This window comes from Mesorhizobium sp. 131-2-1 (genome assembly GCF_016756535.1).
GTDB lineage: Bacteria > Pseudomonadota > Alphaproteobacteria > Rhizobiales > Rhizobiaceae > Mesorhizobium.
In genome coordinates this window covers 3,300,921-3,321,034 of sequence record NZ_AP023247.1, presented here as the reverse complement: position 1 = coordinate 3,321,034, position 20,114 = coordinate 3,300,921, and the positions used below count along the sequence as shown (strand labels likewise).

Below are 20,114 nucleotides of genomic sequence, written 5' to 3'. Positions count from 1 at the left end.
GCGTGGCGCGCAGGATCTCCGGACGAACCCACGGCGATCCGCGCACCGCCGACACCAGGGCCAAGGTCAAGGACGACTACCGTCCGTCGCGCGACGAGGTCCTGCGCTACATCGCCGAGAACCCGGACCGTTCCGGCAAGCGCGAGATCGCCAAGGCGTTCGCGCTGCGCGGCGAGGACCGTATCTGGCTGAAGGATCTGTTGCGCGACCTGCAGGACGAGGGCCTGCTGACCAAGGAACGCAAGCGGCTCACCCGCGCCGGCGCCCTGCCCCATGTCTCCGTGCTCGACATATTTGGCCGCGACGGCGATGGCGTGCTGCTGGCGCAACCGAGCGAATATAGCGGCGCCGGCTCGCCGCCGGTCGTCTCCATCCGCGTTTCGCGTGGAAGCAACGGCCCCACGCCGGGCATAGGCGACCGGGTGCTCGCCAAGACCTTCCCGACCGACGATCCGTCCGGCCCTGCCTATACCGGGCGGGTGATGAAGATCTTCGAGAAGCGCAGCGATGCCGTGCTCGGCGTCTTTCGCGTGTTGAAGGACGGCACGTTCCGCATCGAGCCGGTGGAGCGGCGCCAGCCCGAACTGATCGTCGACAAGGAATTCCAGAACGGCGCCAGGAACGGCGACCTGGTTGAGGTCGAGCCCGCGCGCGCCTCCCGTTACGGGCTGCCGAGGGCCAAGGTGCTCAGCGTTCTCGGCTCGCTGACCAGCGAGAAGGCGGTCTCGATGATCGCCATCCACGCGCACGACATCCCGCACGTCTTTCCGGCCGACGTCATCGCCGAAGCCGATGCGGTGAAGCCCGCCACGCTTGCCGGCCGCGAGGACTGGCGCGACCTGCCGCTGATCACCATCGATCCGGCCGACGCCAAGGATCATGACGACGCGGTGTTCGCCGCGCCCGACCAGGACGAGAAGAACCCCGGCGGCATGCTGGTCACCGTGGCGATCGCCGATGTCGCGGCTTACGTCCGCTACGGCACAGCACTCGACCGCGAGGCCTTGAAGCGCGGCAATTCGGTCTATTTCCCGGATCGCGTCGTGCCGATGCTGCCGGAGCGCATTTCCAACGACCTTTGTTCGCTGCGCGAAGGCCAGGACCGGCCGGCGCTCGCCGTGCGCATGACGTTTGCGGCCGACGGCCGCAAGCTTCGCCACTCCTTCCACCGGATCATGATGAAGTCGGCGGCCAAGCTTGCCTATACGCAGGCGCAGGCGGCCATAGACGGCATGCCGGACGACAAGACCGGGCCGATCCTCGCGACGGTGCTGAAGCCGCTATGGGATGCCTATGCGGTGCTGAAGCGCGGCCGTGACGGCCGCCAGCCGCTCGAGCTCGACCTGCCGGAGCGCAAGATCCTGCTCAAGGAGGACGGCACGGTCGACCGCGTCGTCGTGCCCGATCGCCTCGATGCCCACAAGCTGATCGAGGAGTTCATGATCCAGGCCAATGTCGCGGCCGCCGAAACGCTGGAGGCGAAGAAGGAGTCTCTGGTCTACCGCATCCACGACGCGCCTTCGCTGGCCAAGCAGGAATCGCTGCGCGAATTTCTGCAGACGCTCGGCCTGTCGCTGGCGCGCGGCGCGCAGATGCGGCCGAACCAGTTCAACGGCATCCTGGAGCGCGTGCGGGGCGCCGACAATGAGGCGCTGGTCAACGAAGTGGTGCTGCGCTCGCAGAGCCAGGCCGAATATTCGCCGAAGAACATCGGCCATTTCGGCCTCAATCTGAAACGCTACGCGCATTTCACCTCGCCGATCCGCCGCTATGCCGACTTGATCGTGCATCGCGGACTGATTGCCGCACTCGGCCTCGGCCCGGGCGGCCTGACGCAGCAGGAAGCCGAACGGCTGGAGGAGGTCTCGGCGCTGATCTCCGCCACCGAGCGCCGCGCCATGGCGGCGGAGCGCGACACGGTCGACCGGCTGGTCGCCGCCTATCTCGCCGAGCGCGTCGACGAGCGTTTCGACGCGCGCATCTCCGGCGTCACCAAGGCGGGACTATTTGTCCAATTGCCGCAGTACGGCGCGGATGGTTTCATCCCGGTGTCAAGTCTGGACGGCGATTACTATATATACGACGAAACTGCCCGATCGCTTTTCGGAGAACGCACCGGCAAGGGTTATCAGCTTGCCGATCGCGTCGAGGTTCGCCTGATCGAGGTGGCGCCTATGGCCGGCGCGATGCGTTTCGAAATGCTGACCGACCCGAAGCCGCTGCCCGGCTCCAAGCGGTCGTTCCATAAGGCCAAGGGCCGCGCCCGCGCGTCGCAATCGCGCCCGGGCCAGCGCGGCAGGAGACGGTGATGGCAAGGCAATTGCAGATGGAAGACCAGGTTTTCGGCGGCGAGCACCATTCGGGCCGCGCCGCCCGCCCGCTGTGGACGGCGATGAAGCGCGGCCTGCTTGGCCGCTGCCCGCATTGCGGCGAGGGCAAGCTGTTCCGTGCCTATGTCAAGACCGTCGACAAATGTGACCATTGCGGCGAAGAACTTTACCATCACCGCGCCGACGACCTGCCCGCCTATCTGGTGGTTGTCATCGTCGGCCATATCGTGCTTGGCGCCTTCATGGGCGTCGAGGCGACCTCCACGCTCTCCACCTGGCAGCACATCCTCATCTGGGTGCCGCTAACCATCCTTCTGGCGGTTGTGCTGCTGCAGCCGGTCAAGGGCGCCGTCATCGGCCTGCAATGGGCCCTCTATATGCACGGCTTCGGCGGCGAAGAGGATGTCATCGAGCACCATCCCGAGGCTTGACTTCGGGGCTGGCGCAATCGGCGGCGGCTGAACGCCACTTTCGCATGCGGGAAGTTTCCGCTAAAGCGCCTCGCATATGAACGGGACCACGCGACGCGCTTCAGATCTTTGCTTTCATGCATGTCATCGTCCCCAAGCGAGATACGGCGTTTGGGCGACATGCATCAGCTCGGGGACGGAATGACCAAAGCGAATGTCGACAAGCTTGAGCCGAGCACCGCCGCGCCTGCCGCAAAGCCGTTGCGCCCGCGCGATGCCGCGACATTGATCCTGCTAGACCGCAAGGGCGACGAGGTGCTGGTGCTGATGGGCCGCCGCCATGCCGGCCACGCCTTCATGCCCGGCAAGTTCGTCTTTCCAGGCGGCCGCACCGATCCGGCCGACAGCCGCATTGCCGTCGCCACAGCCCTCCACCCCAAGGAAGAAGCCAACCTGACCGCCGGCCTCGGCCGCACCAGCGTGGCCCGCGCCCGCGCCATCGCGCTTTCGGCGATTCGCGAAACCTATGAGGAAGCCGGCCTGCTCATCGGCCGCAAGGGCGCCTTCACCACCACCAGGCGCGACTGGCAGGGCTTTGCCGAACATGGCGTCGTACCCTCGCTGGAGGCGCTGCGCTTCATCGCCCGCGCGATCACGCCGCCGAACCGGGTGCGCCGCTTCGACACGCGTTTCTTCAGCGCCTGGCGCGGCGACGTCGCGGTTGAACTGGCTGACGGCGGCCCGACCAACGAGCTGGAGGAACTGGTCTGGCTGCCGCTCGCCAAGGCCAGGGAGGCCGACATCCCCGACATCACCGGGATGATCCTGGACGAGCTGGCAAAGCGGCTCACCGATGATCCGCTGCTGCATCCCGGCGGGTCGGTGCCTCTCTTCCGACGTGTCCGTAACCGCTTCACCCGCGAAATCCTCTAGGCTAATCAGGCATCCCATGACGGTCGATACCCAAGAACAGGGCGACGAACGCGTACACTGGCTGCCGATGATCGCTGCCATCTCCTCGATCAGCGTCGTCGGCATCGCCATCGGCCTCGGCATGCCGCTGCTGAGCGTCATCCTGGAAACGCGCGGTCATTCGGCCTCGATGATCGGCCTCAACACCGCGGTCGCCGGCCTTGCCTCGATCGCCGGCGCGCCGCTCGCCACCCCGCTTGCCATGCGGCTTGGTGTCGCCTGGACGATGCTGATGATGATCGCCGCCGGCGCGCTGGCCTTTGTCGGCTTCCATTTCGCGCCGGATTTCTGGATGTGGTTTCCGCTCCGCGTCGTGCTGCACATCGCGCTGACGGTGCTGTTCATCCTGTCGGAGTTCTGGATCAGCACCTCGGCGCCGCCGCACCGGCGCGGCCTGGTGCTCGGCATCTACGCCACCGTGCTGTCGCTCGGCTTCGCCGCCGGGCCATGGCTGTTTGCCCATCTCGGCAGCTCCGGCTTCCTGCCCTTCGGCGTCACCATAGGCCTGGTGACGCTGGCCGCCATTCCGGTGCTGGCGGCGCGCAACGAGAGCCCGACGATCGTCGCCGACAGCGAGACCAGCCACTTTCTCCGCTACATCTGGCTGGTGCCGACCGCGACCTTCGCGGTGCTGGTGTTCGGCGCCGTCGAGACCGGCGGCTTCGCGCTGTTCCCCGTCTATGGCAACCGCATCGGCTATTCCGAGGCCGACGCCGCCCTGCTACTCACCATGATCGGCCTTGGCAACGTGCTGCTGCAGATCCCGATCGGCATGATCAGCGACCGCGTTTCCGATCGCCGTCATCTGCTGCTGGCCTGCGCCGCCGTCGGGCTTGCCGGCACGATCTTCATGCCGCATTTCGCCAGCAATTGGCACCTGATGGCGGCCCTTCTGTTCGTCTGGGGCGGCGTGGTCGCCGCCCTCTACACGATCGGCCTTGCCCATCTCGGCTCGCAACTGTCTGGCCATGAGCTTGCCTCCGCCAACGCCGCCTTCGTGCTCTGCTATGGCGTTGGCATGGTCCTTGGCCCGCAGGCGATCGGTGTCGGCATGGACATCTTTGGCCCCTCCGGCTTCGGCTGGTCGCTCGGCCTGTTCTTTGCCGCCTATATCGGGCTGGTTGGCGTCCGGCTGATCCGCAAAGTCCTGTAGAATCAGGCCACGCTGCTGACATCACCGTGTCAGGAGCACCCCTGCTATACCCAACGCTCTACAAGCAGGGAGATATCATATGATCGACAGTGGCTTCGAAACCAAATCCGTGCGGATGCAGTTGCTGCTGCTTGTCAGCTTCCAGGCGCCGGCCGCCGATGTCGACCGCATCATGGACGCCGTAATCGCCATCACGCCGCTCGGCATGGGCAACTACGACAGCAACGCCTTCCAGTCGGCCGACGGCGTCGAGCGCTACCGGCCGCTCGACGGTGCGGCGGCCGGCGCCGAGACGGTGTTGCGGCAGCGGCCCGGCACCGTCGAGGTGTCGTTCGAATTGCCGGACGACCAGGTCCTGGCCGCGCAGGTCGTCGAGGCGATCTACCAGGCGCACAGCTACGAGGAGCCGGTGATCCGCATCCAGCCGCTGCTTGCCAGCCGTTCGAAAGGCCTTGACGACCGCGCCAATCCCAACCGCTGGTGGAACACGGCGGGCGATTGGAAGAAGGCCGCCTCGCCGGTCAGGGAAGACGCTTGAGCCATGTTTCCACCGCCGGCTGCCGGCCCAACGTTGCCGGCGGTCGGCGCATCTGATGCCGCCGACGCCCGCCCGGGCTTGACTTTCCGGGCGCGTTCTTTATGTGTCGCGCCAAGTTTCCCGCGTCCGGGTGTTTTCCCCGTGCTCTAGCGGCCAAAACTCCACGAACATTAACGGACGAACATCATGGCCAAAGCCGCAAACATCAAGATCAAGCTTCTGTCGACCGCCGACACCGGTTTCTTCTACGTGACCAGCAAGAACAGCCGCACCAAGACGGACAAGCTGTCGTTCCGCAAGTACGATCCGGTCGCCAAGAAGCACGTCGAATTCAAGGAAACCAAGATCAAGTAATCCGGTTTCCTCCGAGAATGCCAAAACGCCGCCCCATGGGCGGCGTTTTTGTTTAGGCCAGCGAATCGCCTGCCCCATAGAAAACAGGACCTCCGCCGTTGTGGCGAAAGGTCCTGACGTCGGCTTCTTGAAAAAGGGGGCCGGTCGGCGTTTGGCAGCGGTACGAGGAGGCCACTATGTGCCAGCGCCGGCCGGCCGACCCCACGGACCCAGGAGATGCGGCGGACCTGAGCATCATGGGGTATTTGTCGGAACGATCCGGCGGTCTACCCTCGTGCCGGCCTCGTTTTGTCTATGCTGTACATTTGCGCAAGACCTTATGAAAATCAACAGTTTCTTAACCAAGCCTCGCGAATCGCTTGGATTAAGGTAAATTGCTAACCGTGTCGGATTGACCGGATAATTGGCGCCCGGGCCTTACGCCGCCTTGGCGACGACGCGGTTTCGCCCGCCGCTTTTGGCCTCATAGAGGGCGAGATCGGCCCGCTTCATCAGGGCCGCGACCGTGTCGGCGCCCTTCAGCAGAGACGACACGCCGACGCTGACGGTGACCTCGATGGCCTTGCCCTCATCGCCGATCACGAACGGCAGTTGGGCAATCTCGGCGCGGATCCGTTCGGCGACCTTCTCCGCCACCGCGCCCTCCGTGTCGGGCATGACCACCACGAACTCCTCGCCGCCGAAACGGCAGGCGAGATCGATGCCGCGCACGTTCTTGCGCAACCGCCGGGCGAACTCGCGCAGCACGTCGTCGCCTCCGTCATGGCCATGCGCATCGTTGATCGATTTGAAGCGGTCGAGGTCGGTGATCATCACCGAAAGCGGCCGCCGCCGCGCCACCGCGCGGTCGAACAGCGTCTGCAGGTGGCTGTCGAGGTAGCGGCGGTTGTGCAGGCCGGTCAGCCCGTCCGTCACCGCCATCTCGATGGTCTGGGTGACGCTGGCGCGGAGCTGGTCGTTGTAGCGCTTGCGGCGCACCTGGGTGCGCAGCCTTGCCGTCAGCTCCTGCTGGTCCACCGGCCGCGTCAGATAGTCGTTGATGCCGAGTTCGAGGCCGCGGATGATGCGCCCCTCTTCGCCTACGTCGGCAAGCAGGATGATCGGCAGGAAGCGGGTGCGGTCGAGCGAGCGCAGTTGCGAGCACAATCTCAGCGGATCGAAATCGGCGAAGGCCGTCGAGATCAGCACGCATTCGTAGGGCGTTTCAGCGGCCTGGAAGAAACCGGCATTGGGATCGGTAGCGACGTCGACCTCGGCGCTGCTGCGCAGCATCTTCTGGATGCGCTCGAAGGAGGATTTGCGCTCGTCGATCAGGAGCACCTTCGGCTTCACATCCTCGGCGGCGAAGTTGCGGCTCAACAGTTCCTCGATGCCGATGTTGCGTGTGGTCGAGGCGCGCAGGCGCAGTTCGTCGGTCAGCGACTTCAGCCGGACCAGGCTCTTGACGCGCGTCATCAGTTGCAGGTCGTTGACCGGCTTGGTCAGGAAATCGTCGGCGCCGGCTTCGAGGCCGCGCACCCGATCGGAGACCTGGTCGAGCGCGGTGATCATGACGACCGGAATGTGCGAGGTCGCCGGGTCGCTCTTCAGCCGACGGCAGACTTCGAAGCCGTCCATGTCGGGCATCATCACGTCGAGCAGCACGACGTCGACCTTGCCGTTCTCGCAGGTCTCGATGGCGTCCGGCCCGTTGGAAGCGGTCAGCACCTCGAAATACTCGGCCAGTAGCCTTACCTCGAGCAGCCTGACATTGGCAGGGATATCGTCAACGACGAGGATCCGCGCGGTCATTTCACAAGGCTCCGGCTTGGCTGCACATCAGGCGTCGCCCAGGTAGGATTTGATGGTCTCGATAAAGCGCGGCACCGAGATCGGCTTCGAGATATAGGCCTCGCAGCCCCCCTGGCGGATGCGCTCCTCGTCGCCCTTCATGGCGAATGCGGTCACCGCGATGACCGGGATCGAATGGAGGTCGTCATCCTCCTTGAGCCATTTGGTCACCTCCAGCCCCGACACTTCGGGCAACTGGATGTCCATCAGGATCAGGTCGGGCCGGTGCTGGCGCGCCAGATCAAGCGCCTCCAGGCCATTGCGCGTGCGAACAGTTTCGTAACCGCTGGCCTCGATGAGGTCGCGAAAGAGCTTCATGTTAAGCTCATTGTCCTCGACGATCATGACCTTCTTAGGCATAGATTTCCCATCCCGACGGTCCTCGTCGCCGAAGACCATCGTCATGCGCGTCCTTGCCGGATCGCACCCAACCCATATCCACTCTACGCCAATATGATTGACGAAACGGAAACCGGCCGTTCCAAAAACTGTCCGGATTCCGGCCCGCGCAGGGTGATGGCTTGCCGCAAGCGACGCTTGCCGTTACTGCGGAGAGACTCAAACTCCACGCACAAAAGGTAGTCATGGCAAACGCAGCGTCAATGCGCGAGGAAGCGGAAGCTCTTGCCATCAGGGCACTCGGCTTCGTTGCCGCCGATCCGGAGCTCCTGCCGCGCTTCCTGGCGATCACCGGCATCGAGGCGCAATCGATCAGGCGGGCGGCGAGCGAGCCGGGGTTCCTCGCCGGGGTCCTGCAGTTCATCCTTGCCCATGAGCCGACGTTGCTGCGCTTTGCAGAGGAGACAGGCACGCCGCCTGCCGCCGTCGGCAAGGCCTTGCGGGCGCTGCCGCTCGGTAGTGACGACCATGAGCGCTCGATATGAGCGACGATCCCGAGACAGCGCGGCAGATCGAGGAGCTTGCCGCGGACAACCGGCCGCTCTTGGTGCTCGACGTCGATGACGTCGTGCTGGAATTCATCCGGCCGTTCCCGCATTTCCTGAAATCGCGCGGGTTCGGCCTGACGCTCGCCTCGTTCCGCCTCACCGGCAACATCGCCGAGACGGCGAGCGGTCGGCTGATCGAGCAGGCGGAGGTGACAGCTCTGCTCGGTGAGTTCTTCGACGCCCAGGCTGAATGGCAAAGCGTCACCGACGGCGCGGCGCAAGCGCTGTCAACATTTGGCGGCCGCGCCGAGATCGTGCTCTTGACGGCCATGCCGCACAAGCACCGCGCGGTGCGCCGCGCCCATCTCGACGCACTCGGGCTGACCTACCCGCTTCTGACGACGGAGATGGCGAAAGGACCGGCCGTCGCCAAATTGCGCGGCAACAAAGGGCGGCCGGTGGCGTTCGTCGACGACCAGCCGCACAACCTTGTGTCGGTGCGGAGCTCGGTCGCCGACGCGCATCTCTTCCACCTGATGGCCGACAATTCGCTGCGCGCCTTCCTGCCACCGGTGCCGGACGGCATCGTCACCGTCGAGAACTGGCACGACGCCGCGCCGAAAATCGTCACCACGCTCGGGCTTTAGAGAAAATTCCGGGAAACCATGAGACGGTTTTCCCTCCGGCATTGCGTGAAAACAAAGACATAGAGTGGTTCACCGGGAACCACTCTATCAATTCCAGATGGAAGACTTCCGGATTTAGGGCTGCAGCTTCGCCCCTGCACCGCTGTTGCCCTCGCCGGGGCTGACATCCTGGTCGGCGCTGTCATCCTGGTCGGCGCTGTCGTCCTGAACCGGGTCCGCCGGCTTCAGCATGGCGCCGTTGACCGCGACCGAACCATCGGGCTTGGCATTGATCACCCATTCGACCCGGCCGTCCGGCAGCGTCTTGCCGAAACCCTTCACCGCAAGCACCATCGGGAAATACTGCGCGGCTTCCGGGTCGGTCTTGGCCGCGGTCTGCAAGGCTTCCACGATCTTGTCGTAACCGGCGATATCGATGGTCATGCTCGCATCCGGCTTCTCGCCGGGAAAGGTCATCTCGCCTTCCAGCGCGATCTCGATGTCCTTGTTCTTCAGCGTGCTGTGGCCGATGACGGCCTTGGGCGTCTTGGCCAGGAAATCGGCGGAGATCTGGTCGCCGAAATCTTCCGGCAGCGGCGGATTCTTATTGAGATCAAAGGTTTCGATCGCCTTCTTCGCCATGCTGTCGAGGTCGATGTTGGCGCCGCCGAAGTTGAAGTCGATGTCGGTGGGCAGCAACGCCACGCTCCAGCTCGGCAGGATCTGCTGCGGGATCGTCAGGCCCGAGGCCTTGATCGCGTAGTTGATCTTGCCGCTCTGAGAGATGCCGTCCATTCCGAACGTCGTGCTGAGCTGCGTGGCGCCGAAAGTGCCGATCGGGCTCTCGACCGCGAAATCCTTGAACCCGTAAGCTCCGTCGAGCCTTTCCCACAGCGGAAGCGCGGCCAGCAGAAGCGATTTGAACTGCGCCTGGTTCGCCTTCAGCGTCGCCTCGTCCTCATTGGCCACGGCAAAGGCAAGCAGGTCGAGCAGCGGCTTGGTCCGCACGCCCTTGCCATTCGCATCGACCGACAGCTCCGGCGACTTTATCGTGACCGGAAATTTCATCCCGCTCTCGGGATCGTCGAAATTGACCGCCTCGGCGAAGCTCGACATCTTCTGCGACATCGTCACGTCGACGCCGCCATTCGCGGCCTTGGTCGCGGCAAGGTTCGCCGTGCTGGCGCCGATGGTGGCCTCCACATGCTGCTTGGCGTCCTTGGACGTCATCGTCATGCCGGCCATCGTGCTGACGGCGCTGGTGAAGCTCGCCAGAGCCGGATCGTAGACGCCGCTGCCCTTGCCATCCTTGATCGTGAACTGGCTGCTTTGCAGACCCTCCGGCCCGTTGAACTCGAAGGATGCGCTCTGCGAGAAATCCATCGAGACGTCCCAGGATCCGTCGCTGCGCGGCTTCACCTTCAGGGCGTAGGGGGCGACATCGAACTTCAGCAGCTTCTGGTCCGGCAGGGCTTCGACCAGCGCCTTGAAATCAATCGCGATCCGGTAGGCGTCGCCTTCGACGGAAACCTTGAGCACGCCAGTGTTCAGCGCCTTCTTGCCGACATAGCGGGACAGGTTTTGGGAAAGCTGCTTTGCGCCCTGATCGTCGACGGTCTGGGCGAAGGTCGGCGCGCTGAGCGCGAGAACGAAAACTAGGGGCAGGACACGCTTCACGTCGATTCTCCGTTTGACCTCGGAAGACAAAATCGCTTCGCGCTTCTGGTAGGCAAATACCATCACAGCCGCAAGACAAAGGCTAGTCGCCTTCCTAAAGCACCAGCCGCATCAGCGGCCGGCCGGGCTTGCGCTCGACAAGCCTCTCGAACCCGGCCCTCTCGAAGACCCGCGATGAGCCGACGAACAGCCCGATCGAACGCGAATCGCGCGACAGGTCGATCGGACAGGCCTCGACCAGCCTGGCTCCATTCTGCCGGGCAAACTCGATGCCGCCCTCGACGAGGCGATGGGAGACGCCCCTGCCCCGCGCCTTGACGCGGATGAAGAAGCAGGAGATCGCCCAGACACTGGCATCAGTGGCATCGGCCGGGTCGACCGGCGCCGATCCCCTGCCCGGGTTATTCCATTCGGGTACGTCGGCGCGCGGTCCGATCTGCATCCAGCCGACCGCCTTGCCATCCTCGAAGGCCAGCAGCCCGGGCGGCGGCCCGGCTTCGATGCGCGCCCGGATATGATCCTTGTTGCGCTGCTTGTCGTTCGCCCGGCGCACCGCGGGCGCCAGCCGGAAATGCGTGCACCAGCAGCCGTAACAGGCGCCCTGCTTGCCGAAAAGATCCTCGAAATCCGCCCAGAGCTCAGGCGCCAGCGGCGCTATGGTCGTGCTCATGAGTTCTCCCCAGGCCAGCCTTGTTGCAGGCCCTGCGCTGTCGTACCATTGCATTTGTTCTCTTTATGTTCGCAGCGATGGCGGCTCCTGTCAACAATCCCGAACACGGTTTTTGCCGTGACTGCCTGGCCCTCCAGCGCGGCGACGGGCGCCGCTGCGAGCGCTGCGGCAGCCCCAGGCTCGTGCGCCATCCCGAGCTCTACCGGCTGCAGCTTGCCCATATCGACTGCGACGCCTTCTACGCGGCGATCGAGAAGCGCGATAACCCGGCGCTGAAGGACCGGCCGGTGATCGTCGGCGGCGGCAGGCGCGGCGTCGTCTCCACCGCCTGTTACATCGCCCGCATCCACGGCGTGCGTTCGGCCATGCCGATGTTCAAGGCGCTGGAAGCCTGTCCGGAAGCCGTGGTCGTCCCGCCCGACATGGAAAAATACGTCCGGGTGGGGCGAGAAGTCCGCGCATTGATGCAGGCGCTGACACCGCTGGTCGAGCCGCTCTCCATCGACGAGGCCTTTCTCGACCTCGCCGGCACCGAGCGCCTGCACGGCATGCCCCCCGCGCTGGTGCTGGCACGCTTCTCGCTCACGGTGGAAAAGGAGCTCGGCATCACCGTCTCGGCCGGCCTCTCCTACTGCAAGTTCCTCGCCAAGGTGGCATCCGACTTCCGCAAGCCACGTGGCTTTTCGGTGATCGGCGAGGCCGAGGCGATCGGCTTCCTGGCCGAGCAGCCGGTGACGCTGATCTGGGGCGTTGGCAAGGCGTTCGCGGCAAGCCTGGAGCGCGACGGCATCCGCACGGTCGGCCAGCTGCAGCGCATGGAGCGCGCCGAGCTGATGCGCCGCTACGGTGTCATGGGCGACCGGCTCTACCGGCTCTCGCGCGGCGAGGACGACCGCCGCGTCGATCCCGGCGGCGACGCCAAGAGCGTGTCGGCCGAGACGACCTTCGACGCCGACATCGGCGCCATAGCCGAGCTGGTCCCGGTGCTGCGGGCGCTGTCGGAAAAGGTCTCGGCGAGGCTGAAGAAATCAGGCATCGCCGGGCGCACCGTGGTGCTGAAGCTGAAGACGCAGGATTTCAAGCTCCGCACACGCAACCGCCAGCTTGGTGACCCCACCCGGCTGGCCGACCGGATTTTCCAGACCGGCCTCGACCTGCTGCGCCGGGAGGCCGACGGAACGAAATTCCGGCTGCTCGGCATCGGCGTCAGCGATCTGTCCGATGACGAAAAAGCCGATCCGCCCGATCTGGTCGATGTGCAGTCGCGCAAGCGCGCGCTGGCCGAAGGCGCCATCGACACGCTACGCGACAAGTTCGGCAAGAAGGCCGTCGAAACGGGCTACACCTTCGGCAAGGGCCGCGGCGCCCATCCGCCGGAGCCGATCGAGGAATGATCGAATCCGGCTTCCGCCTCTCACGTGCGTTTGAGATCGATCCGGCTTGTCACCACCGTCTTGCCGGTTTTCGGATCGGCGTCGGTCACGGTGAGCCGCATGCCGTTCCCGCTGGTCTTCTCGACGGTTAGCCGCGCCGTCCGGTCGCCATTCACCTCTTTAGCCCATCGGATTGCGAGGCTGAGCGCATTGCCCGACCGCTTGCCGTTCAACTGCGCCGGCCCGGTGCGAGAGCCGACATAGACGCCGGTATAGCCCTTGCCGTTGGATTTCAAATCCGCGCTGATCGCCCGCGTCACCAGGACGAGACCTCGGCAATTGCCATCGAGCGACAGCGAAGTCGAAGTCGCGCCGGAATTGAAGGTGCAGGAGACGTTCACCGTCGGCGCATTGGTCGTCACCTTGACGGTGCCGCTGCCGGCGAAACTGCCCTGGAAAGAGCGCAGGAAATCAGCATCGTCGGCACGGGCATCTGCCACGGTCGTCAGGCAGCCGGCGAGCAGGAGCAACATCATTGATTTCATCGAAGGTCTCCCCCGGTAGAATCGGAAATGCCCTAGGCTGCGGATACAAGGACTCGAACGCCTGCAGCGACCGCAGGTTCCGCCTTCAACGTGACTGTTTCTTAACGCCGCATCGGCTGGCCCAGTCGAATGCGCCGACCTAGCGGTTGCCCTCGAAGGTCCGGCTTGCGACATAGCGCGCATGGCACCCGCTCCCTCAATCCCCAAGGCCGCGTTCTGGATGGCGCTGTCGATCGCCTCGTTCCTGGCGATGTCGGTGGCCGGCCGCGCCACGACGGCCGAGCTCAACGTCTTCCAGGTGCTGGAACTGCGCTCGGTGATCGGCTTCTTCATCCTGCTGCCGCTGGTGATGATGAGCGGTGGCTTTGCCGCGATGCGCACCGAGCGTCCCGTTGCCCATATCGCCCGCAACGTCATCCACTATACGGGTCAGGCGGCGTGGCTTTATGCGCTGACGCTGATACCGCTTGCCGTGCTGATCTCGATCGAGTTCACGACGCCGATCTGGACGGCCCTGCTGGCGGTCGGCTTCCTCGGCGAGAGGCTCTCGCGGCCAAGGCTGGCGGCGGTCGTTCTGGGGTTGGTCGGCGTCGTGATCATAGTGCGCCCCGGCATCGGCTCCGTCGATCCCGGGCATCTCGTCGTGCTGGGCGCCGCCGTCTGCTTCGGCATCTCCGTGGTCATGGTCAAGTCGCTGACGCGCACCGACAGCGTCGTGCGCATCATCTTCTGGATGCTGGTCATCCAGTCCGTGCTCGGCCTCGCCCCGGCGCTCTACGTATGGCGCAACCCGTCGCTCGAGCTCTGGCCATGGATCGTGCTGATCGCATTCACCGGCATGTCGTCGCATTTCTGCATGGCCCGCGCGCTTGCCTACGCCGACGCCACTGTCATCTCACCGATGGATTTTTTGCGCGTGCCGTTGTCGGCGTTGATCGGCTGGCTGCTCTACCACGAGCAGATCGATGCCTTCACCGCCGGCGGCGCGCTCCTGATCCTGCTGGGCAATCTGCTCAATCTGCAGCGCAAGGCGCCGCAACCGGCCGAAGTGGCGGCATCGTAGCGTCGACTAAACAAGCTCCACTTCCACCACGCCCTGCACCGCGCGCATGGCGGATGCGATTTGTGGCGAGATGCGATATCCACCTTGCAGCGCGATCTCCACCTCGCCCTGCGCTTCTCCCTTGAGGACGATGATGCTGACTTGGCTGTCGCCGCGCTGTTTGAGCTGCGATTGAATGATCGAGGCCGGCCCTTCATCCCTGACAAAGATGCGCAGTGCCTTCTGGATGCGGCTAGCCTCGTCTTCCAGCGACTGCACCGTCTGGATGCGCAGGTTGATGCCTTCCGGCCTGTCCTCGGCCGAAACGGTGATCACCACCGAGCGGCCGGGCTCCAGCATGTCGCGAAATTGCGCCAGGCCTTCGGAGAACAGCACCGCCTCGTACTGTCCTGTCGTGTCGGAAAACTGCACTACGCCCATCTTGTTGCCGGTGCGGGTCTTGCGCTCCTGCTTGGTGGTGACGGTGCCGGCAAGCCGTCCGGCGGCGGCACCGCGTTTGACAGCGGCGGAAAACTCGCCCCAGTTCTGCACCCGCATCTTCTGCAGCGCCGCCTTGTACTCGTCGAGCGGATGCGCCGAGAGGTAGAAGCCGACCACCTGGAATTCGCGGTGCAGCCGGTCGGCGGCCAGCCATGGCTCGGTCGCCGGCAGGTTGAGCGCCTGCGACTGCGCGCCGAGCGAGGCGCCGAAAATATCCGCCTGGCCGGAGACGGCGTTCTGCTGCGCCAGGGCGGCCAGCCCCATCATCCGCTCGACGCCGGCCATCATCGCGGCGCGGTCGTGGCCGAAGCAGTCCAGCGCGCCGGCCATGATCAGGCTTTCAAAGACGCGCTTGCCGACGATCTTCGGATCGACCCTTTCGCAGAAATCGGCGAGGCTCTTGAACGGCTTCTCGCCGCGCATGGCGACAATATGCTCGACCGCCGCGTCGCCGACGCCCTTCAGCGCCGCCAGCGAATAGAAGATCTTGTTCTCGCCGACCTCGAAGGGGCGGAAGCTGGTCATCACCGACGGCGCCACCACCTCGATGCCGAGGCGCAGCGCATCCTGGCGGAAATCGGCAAGCTTGTCGGTGTTGCCCATGTCGAGCGTCATCGACGCCGCCAGGAATTCGACTGGGTAGTGTGCCTTCAGATAGGCGGTCTGGTAGGAGACCACCGCGTAAGCCGCGGCGTGCGATTTGTTGAAGCCGTAGTCGGCGAACTTCGCCAGCAGGTCGAAGATGAAGTCGGCCTGCGGCTTGCCGACACCGCGCTCGACGGCGCCCGTGACGAAGCGCTCGCGCTGCTTGTCCATCTCGGCGCGGATCTTCTTGCCCATGGCGCGGCGCAGAAGGTCGGCTTCGCCGAGCGAATAGCCGGAAAGCTCCTGCGCGATCTGCATCACCTGTTCCTGGTAGACGATGACGCCTTGCGTCTCCTTCACCAGATGGTCGATCTTGGGATGGATCGAGGCCATCTCCTCCTCGCCATGCTTGCGGGCGTTGTAGGTCGGGATGTTCTCCATCGGCCCGGGGCGGTAGAGCGCCACCAGCGCGATGATGTCCTCGATGCAGTCCGGCCGCATGCCGATCAGCGCCTTGCGCATGCCGGCACTTTCAACCTGGAACACGCCGACCACCTCGCCGCGCGACAGCATGGCGTAGGTGTCCTTGTCGTCGAGCGGGATCGTCGCGAGATCAATGTCGACCCCGCGCCGTCGGATCAGCTTGACCGCCGTCTCCAGCACGGTCAGCGTCTTCAGGCCGAGGAAGTCGAACTTCACCAGCCCCGCCTGCTCGACATATTTCATGTTGAACTGGGTGACCGGCATGTCGGAGCGCGGATCACGGTACATCGGCACCAGTTCCGACAAAGGTCTATCGCCGATGACGATGCCGGCGGCATGCGTGGAGGCGTGGCGATAGAGGCCTTCGAGCTTCTGCGCCGTGTCGAGCAGCGTCTGGACGATCGGCTCCTTTTCCGCCTCCTCGGCGAAGCGCGGCTCGTTGGCAATGGCGTCCGCCAGCTTGACCGGATTGGCCGGGTTCTGCGGCACCATCTTGGAGAGCTTGTCGACCTGGCCGTAGGGCATCTGCAGCACGCGGCCGACGTCGCGCAGCACGGCGCGCGCCTGTAGCGTACCAAAGGTGATGATCTGGCCGACCTGGTCGCGGCCGTATTTCTGCTGGACGTAGCGGATCACCTCCTCGCGCCGGTCCTGGCAGAAGTCGATGTCGAAGTCGGGCATCGACACGCGGTCCGGATTGAGGAAGCGCTCGAACAGCAGCGAGAAGCGCAGCGGGTCGATGTCGGTGATGGTCGTCGAATAGGCAACCAGCGAGCCGGCGCCCGAACCGCGGCCCGGCCCGACCGGAATGCCTTGCGCCTTGGCCCATTTGATGAAGTCGGCGACGATCAGGAAGTAGCCGGGGAACTTCATCTTCTCGATGATGCCGAGCTCGAACTCCAGCCGCTCGCGGTATTGATCGATCGTGTAGCCCGGTGTCGGCCCATGCGCGGCAAGCCGCGCCGCCAGCCCCTCGCGCGCCTGACGGGCCAACTCCTCGGCCTCCGCCTTCTCCGCCGCGTCCTTGTCGGAGGCATCGCCGCCGGTGAAGCGCGGCAGGATCGGGCTGCGGTTCTTCGGATAGTAGGAGCAGCGCAGCGCGATCTCGACCGTGTTGTCGATCGCTTCCGGGAGGTCGGAGAACAGCTTCGCCATCTCCGCCTGGCCGCGCAGGAAATTGTCCGGCGACAGTCGCCGGCGATTGTCGGCGGCGACCACCGAACCCTCGGCGATGGCGACCAGCGCGTCGTGCGCCTCATAGTCGTCGCGTTTGGAGAAGAACGCCTCGTTGGTGGCGACAAGCGGCAATTCGTGGCTGTAGGCCAGGTCGACCGTCGACTTCTCGATCATGCGGTCATAACCCTGGACCCGCTCCAGCTCGATATAGAGCCGGTCGCCGAACATCGCTTTCAGCACCAGCAGCCGTTGCTCGGCGAGGTCGCGGCGGTCCTCCTTCAACGCGCTGCCGATCGGGCCGCGCGGCCCGCCGGTCAGGCAGATCAGGCCGTCGGACTGCCCCTCGAGCTTGGTGCTCGTCAGGTGCACCGGCTCGCCGGGCGGCGTTTCCAGGTAGACCCAACTGATCAGCCTGACCAGATTGGCATAGCCGGCCTCGGTGGCAGCGATCAGCACAATCGGGTGCATCTCCGGGCCGTGGCGGCGGCGGTCGCGCTGGGAGTCACCTGTTTCACCGGAGAAGGCGAGATCGACCTGGCAGCCGATGATTGGCTGGATGCCGTCCTTCACCGCCTTCTGCGCGAATTCCAGCGCCCCGAACAGATTGTTGGTGTCGGTGACGGCGATCGCCGGGCACTCGTCCTTGACCGCATGGCCGACGATGGCGCCGAGCTGCAGGGCGCCTTCGAGCAGCGAATAGGCAGAATGCACGCGCAGATGGATGAACGGCCGCGCCGGCGCTTCCGGACGCGCCTCCTTTACCGCCGCTTCGCGCAGCAACGGGTCGCGTGGAAGTCGTTCATCCGCCATGGGGTTCGCGTCGCTCGAAAGGACTCAACATTGGGTGCAGATGTATTGTCCGGGAGCGCGGGATGCGAGTCCAGCGATCTCCTGTGCACAGCAAGTCTGTCAGGCGAATTCCATGATCACCGCATCGACGGCAAGGCTGTCGCCCGGCTTGGCGTTGAGCTTGGACACCGTGAGGTCGCGCTCGGCCCGCAGCACGTTCTCCATCTTCATCGCCTCGACCACGGCCAGCGTCTCGCCGGCCTTGACCTCCTGCCCCTCGGCGACGGCGATCGACACGACGAGGCCCGGCATCGGGCAAAGCAGCATTTTCGACGTGTCCGGCGGCAGTTTTTCCGGCATCAGCCTTTCGAGCTCGGCGATACGCGGCAGCATGGCCCGGGCCGTCACCGACATGCCTTTCCAAGCGATGCGCAGGCCGTTCAGCGCCGGCCGGACCTGCGCCGCGACCGTGTTACCGCCGACAGTGCCGCGCCAGATCAGGTCGCCCGGCCGCCAGTCGGACGCCACCGTCAGCGGCCTGCCGCCGTCGATCGACAGGTCGACCTCGATCGGAATGGAGATCATGCCTTCCAGGATGGCGACCGAGAGGTAGTCGGCGCCGATCTTCACCACCCAGTCGCGCTTGAGGATGCCCGAATGTGGCGCCAGCCGGCCGCCCAGCCGGTCGAGCCGGTCGCGGCGCAGCAACTCGACCGCCGTGGCGATCGCCGCCAGCACCGCCTTCTCCTCGCCGTTGGGCGCAATGGGCGCGAAGCCGTGCGGATATTCCTCGGCGATGAAGCCGGTCGACAGCCGCCCTTCACGCCAGCGCGGATGCTGCATCAGCGCCGCCAGGAACGGAATATTGTGCTCGATGCCGTCGACGACGAAACTGTCGAGCGCCTCCGACATGGCGTCGATCGCCGCCAGCCTGGTCGGCGCCCAGGTGCAGAGCTTCGCCACCATCGGATCGTAGAACATCGATATCTCGGAGCCCTCGGTGACCCCGGTATCGTTGCGGATGACGATCTCGCCGAACGTCCCCTCCTCCGGCGGCCGGTACTTGGTCAGCCGGCCGATTGAGGGCAGGAAATTGCGGTACGGGTCCTCGGCGTAGAGGCGGCTTTCCACGGCCCAGCCGTCGAGCTTCACGTCGCTTTGCTTGATGCCAAGCTTCTCGCCGGCGGCAACGCGGATCATCTGCTCGACCAGATCGATGCCGGTGACGAGCTCGGTTACCGGATGCTCGACCTGCAAACGCGTATTCATTTCAAGGAAATAGAAGTTTTTCTCGCTGTCGACGATGAATTCGACCGTGCCGGCGCTCTGGTAGTCGACGGCCTTGGCCAGCGCCACCGCCTGCTCGCCCATGGCCTTGCGCGTCCTGGCGTCGAGGAACGGCGACGGCGCCTCCTCGACCACCTTCTGGTTGCGGCGTTGGATCGAGCATTCGCGCTCGCCGAGATGGAGCGCGTTGCCATGCGCGTCGGCCAGCACCTGGATCTCGATATGGCGCGGATCGACGACGAACTTCTCGATGAAGACGCGGTCGTCGCCAAACGAGCTTTTCGCTTCCGAGCGCGCCCGCTCGAAGCCGTCGCGCACCTCGGCCTTGCTCCAGGCGATGCGCATGCCCTTGCCGCCGCCGCCGGCCGAGGCCTTGATCATCACCGGATAGCCGATCTCGCCGGCGATTTTTTCGGCATGGTCGCCATTCTCGATGACGCCCAGCCAGCCGGGCACGGTCGACACCTTGGCCTCATTGGCGAACTTCTTCGATTCGATCTTGTCGCCCATCGCCTTGATGGCCTTCGGCTTCGGGCCGATGAAGACGATGCCTTCCCTCTCCAGCGCCTCGCAGAACGAGGCGCGCTCCGACAGGAAGCCGTAGCCGGGATGTACGGCTTCGGCGCCGGTCTCCTTGCAGGCAGCGATGATCTTTTCGGCCACCAGGTAGCTCTGCGCCGCCGGCGAAGCCCCGATATGCACGGCCTCGTCGGCCATATCGACATGCACGGCATCGCGATCGGCATCCGAATAGACCGCGACGGTGGCAATCCCCATCTTGCGCGCCGTCTTGATGGCACGGCAGGCGATCTCGCCGCGATTGGCGATCAGGATCTTCTTGAACATTCGGACGTCGTTCCTCCGGCGAGGAACCAGTTCTATGGAC

The 20,114-nt window shown here is 64.9% G+C and carries 17 protein-coding genes; 10 read left to right on the top strand and 7 right to left on the bottom strand.

Annotation, left to right across the window (positions count from 1 at the left end):
- The first annotated feature begins 2 nt into the window (after positions 1 to 2).
- The 6 genes from rnr to rpmG all read left to right on the top strand — a co-directional run bounded on the left by rnr (position 3) and on the right by rpmG (position 5,757).
- A complete protein-coding gene (gene rnr, locus JG743_RS15895; protein WP_202302169.1) occupies positions 3 to 2,309 on the top strand; it encodes a ribonuclease R in 2,307 nt (768 codons plus the stop codon).
- Between the two features lie 17 nt (positions 2,310 to 2,326).
- Entirely contained in the window at positions 2,327 to 2,761 is a 435-nt protein-coding gene (locus JG743_RS15890) for a DUF983 domain-containing protein (protein WP_446720910.1), read from the top strand.
- Positions 2,762 to 2,941: 180 nt separating this feature from the next.
- Complete coding sequence (locus JG743_RS15885) at positions 2,942 to 3,673, top strand: NUDIX hydrolase (protein WP_244673159.1); 732 nt, start codon at positions 2,942 to 2,944, stop codon at positions 3,671 to 3,673.
- 16 nt (positions 3,674 to 3,689) lie between these two features.
- The gene (locus JG743_RS15880) at positions 3,690 to 4,865 is read left to right on the top strand and encodes an MFS transporter (RefSeq protein WP_202302163.1); all 1,176 of its coding nucleotides are present in this window, start codon (positions 3,690 to 3,692) and stop codon (positions 4,863 to 4,865) included.
- Between the two features lie 79 nt (positions 4,866 to 4,944).
- On the top strand, positions 4,945 to 5,403 hold the full coding sequence (locus tag JG743_RS15875; protein WP_202302161.1) for a hypothetical protein: 459 nt from the start codon (positions 4,945 to 4,947) through the stop codon (positions 5,401 to 5,403).
- Between the two features lie 186 nt (positions 5,404 to 5,589).
- Positions 5,590 to 5,757 (top strand): 50S ribosomal protein L33, encoded by a 168-nt coding sequence (rpmG, locus tag JG743_RS15870; protein WP_006201775.1) that lies wholly within the window; start codon positions 5,590 to 5,592, stop codon positions 5,755 to 5,757.
- 417 nt (positions 5,758 to 6,174) lie between these two features.
- Here rpmG and JG743_RS15865 read toward each other — a convergent pair whose 3' ends face one another.
- Positions 6,175 to 7,548 carry a PleD family two-component system response regulator gene (locus JG743_RS15865; RefSeq protein ID WP_202302159.1) on the bottom strand — a complete coding sequence of 458 codons (1,374 nt, stop codon included), beginning with the start codon at positions 7,546 to 7,548 and terminating at the stop codon, positions 6,175 to 6,177.
- A gap of 27 nt (positions 7,549 to 7,575) precedes the next feature.
- A complete protein-coding gene (locus JG743_RS15860) occupies positions 7,576 to 7,947 on the bottom strand; it encodes a response regulator (RefSeq protein ID WP_023667574.1) in 372 nt (123 codons plus the stop codon).
- A 224-nt stretch (positions 7,948 to 8,171) separates the two neighbouring features.
- Here JG743_RS15860 and JG743_RS15855 point away from each other — a divergent pair, with 224 nt between their 5' ends.
- Both JG743_RS15855 and JG743_RS15850 read left to right on the top strand, forming a co-directional pair.
- Positions 8,172 to 8,471: a DUF3572 domain-containing protein gene (locus JG743_RS15855; protein ID WP_202302157.1), complete on the top strand. Its 300-nt coding sequence runs from the start codon at positions 8,172 to 8,174 to the stop codon at positions 8,469 to 8,471.
- Positions 8,468 to 9,121 (top strand): hypothetical protein, encoded by a 654-nt coding sequence (locus tag JG743_RS15850; protein ID WP_202302155.1) that lies wholly within the window; start codon positions 8,468 to 8,470, stop codon positions 9,119 to 9,121. Before JG743_RS15855 ends, JG743_RS15850 begins: the two co-directional genes overlap by 4 nt.
- A 114-nt stretch (positions 9,122 to 9,235) precedes the next feature.
- On the opposite strand, the gene JG743_RS15845 is transcribed toward JG743_RS15850, so the two are convergent.
- Positions 9,236 to 10,777, bottom strand: a complete 1,542-nt coding sequence (locus JG743_RS15845) for a hypothetical protein (protein ID WP_202302153.1) — start codon at positions 10,775 to 10,777, stop codon at positions 9,236 to 9,238.
- A gap of 94 nt (positions 10,778 to 10,871) precedes the next feature.
- On the bottom strand, positions 10,872 to 11,447 hold the full coding sequence (locus JG743_RS15840) for a GNAT family N-acetyltransferase (protein ID WP_202302151.1): 576 nt from the start codon (positions 11,445 to 11,447) through the stop codon (positions 10,872 to 10,874).
- A gap of 65 nt (positions 11,448 to 11,512) precedes the next feature.
- On the opposite strand from JG743_RS15840, the gene JG743_RS15835 reads away from it, so the two are divergent.
- Positions 11,513 to 12,841 carry a DNA polymerase IV gene (locus JG743_RS15835; RefSeq protein WP_202302149.1) on the top strand — a complete coding sequence of 443 codons (1,329 nt, stop codon included), beginning with the start codon at positions 11,513 to 11,515 and terminating at the stop codon, positions 12,839 to 12,841.
- A gap of 20 nt (positions 12,842 to 12,861) precedes the next feature.
- On the opposite strand, the gene JG743_RS15830 is transcribed toward JG743_RS15835, so the two are convergent.
- Positions 12,862 to 13,365, bottom strand: a complete 504-nt coding sequence (locus tag JG743_RS15830) for a hypothetical protein (protein WP_202302147.1) — start codon at positions 13,363 to 13,365, stop codon at positions 12,862 to 12,864.
- Positions 13,366 to 13,546: 181 nt separating this feature from the next.
- Here JG743_RS15830 and JG743_RS15825 point away from each other — a divergent pair, with 181 nt between their 5' ends.
- Positions 13,547 to 14,428 (top strand): DMT family transporter, encoded by an 882-nt coding sequence (locus JG743_RS15825; RefSeq protein ID WP_202302145.1) that lies wholly within the window; start codon positions 13,547 to 13,549, stop codon positions 14,426 to 14,428.
- Positions 14,429 to 14,434: 6 nt separating this feature from the next.
- Here the strand turns inward: JG743_RS15825 and dnaE are convergent, their stop codons facing one another.
- Together dnaE and JG743_RS15815 are read right to left on the bottom strand one after the other, a co-directional pair.
- A complete protein-coding gene (gene dnaE / locus JG743_RS15820; protein WP_202302143.1) occupies positions 14,435 to 17,962 on the bottom strand; it encodes a DNA polymerase III subunit alpha in 3,528 nt (1,175 codons plus the stop codon).
- Between the two features lie 99 nt (positions 17,963 to 18,061).
- A complete protein-coding gene (locus JG743_RS15815; protein ID WP_202302141.1) occupies positions 18,062 to 20,074 on the bottom strand; it encodes an acetyl-CoA carboxylase biotin carboxylase subunit in 2,013 nt (670 codons plus the stop codon).
- Positions 20,075 to 20,114: the final 40 nt, after the last annotated feature.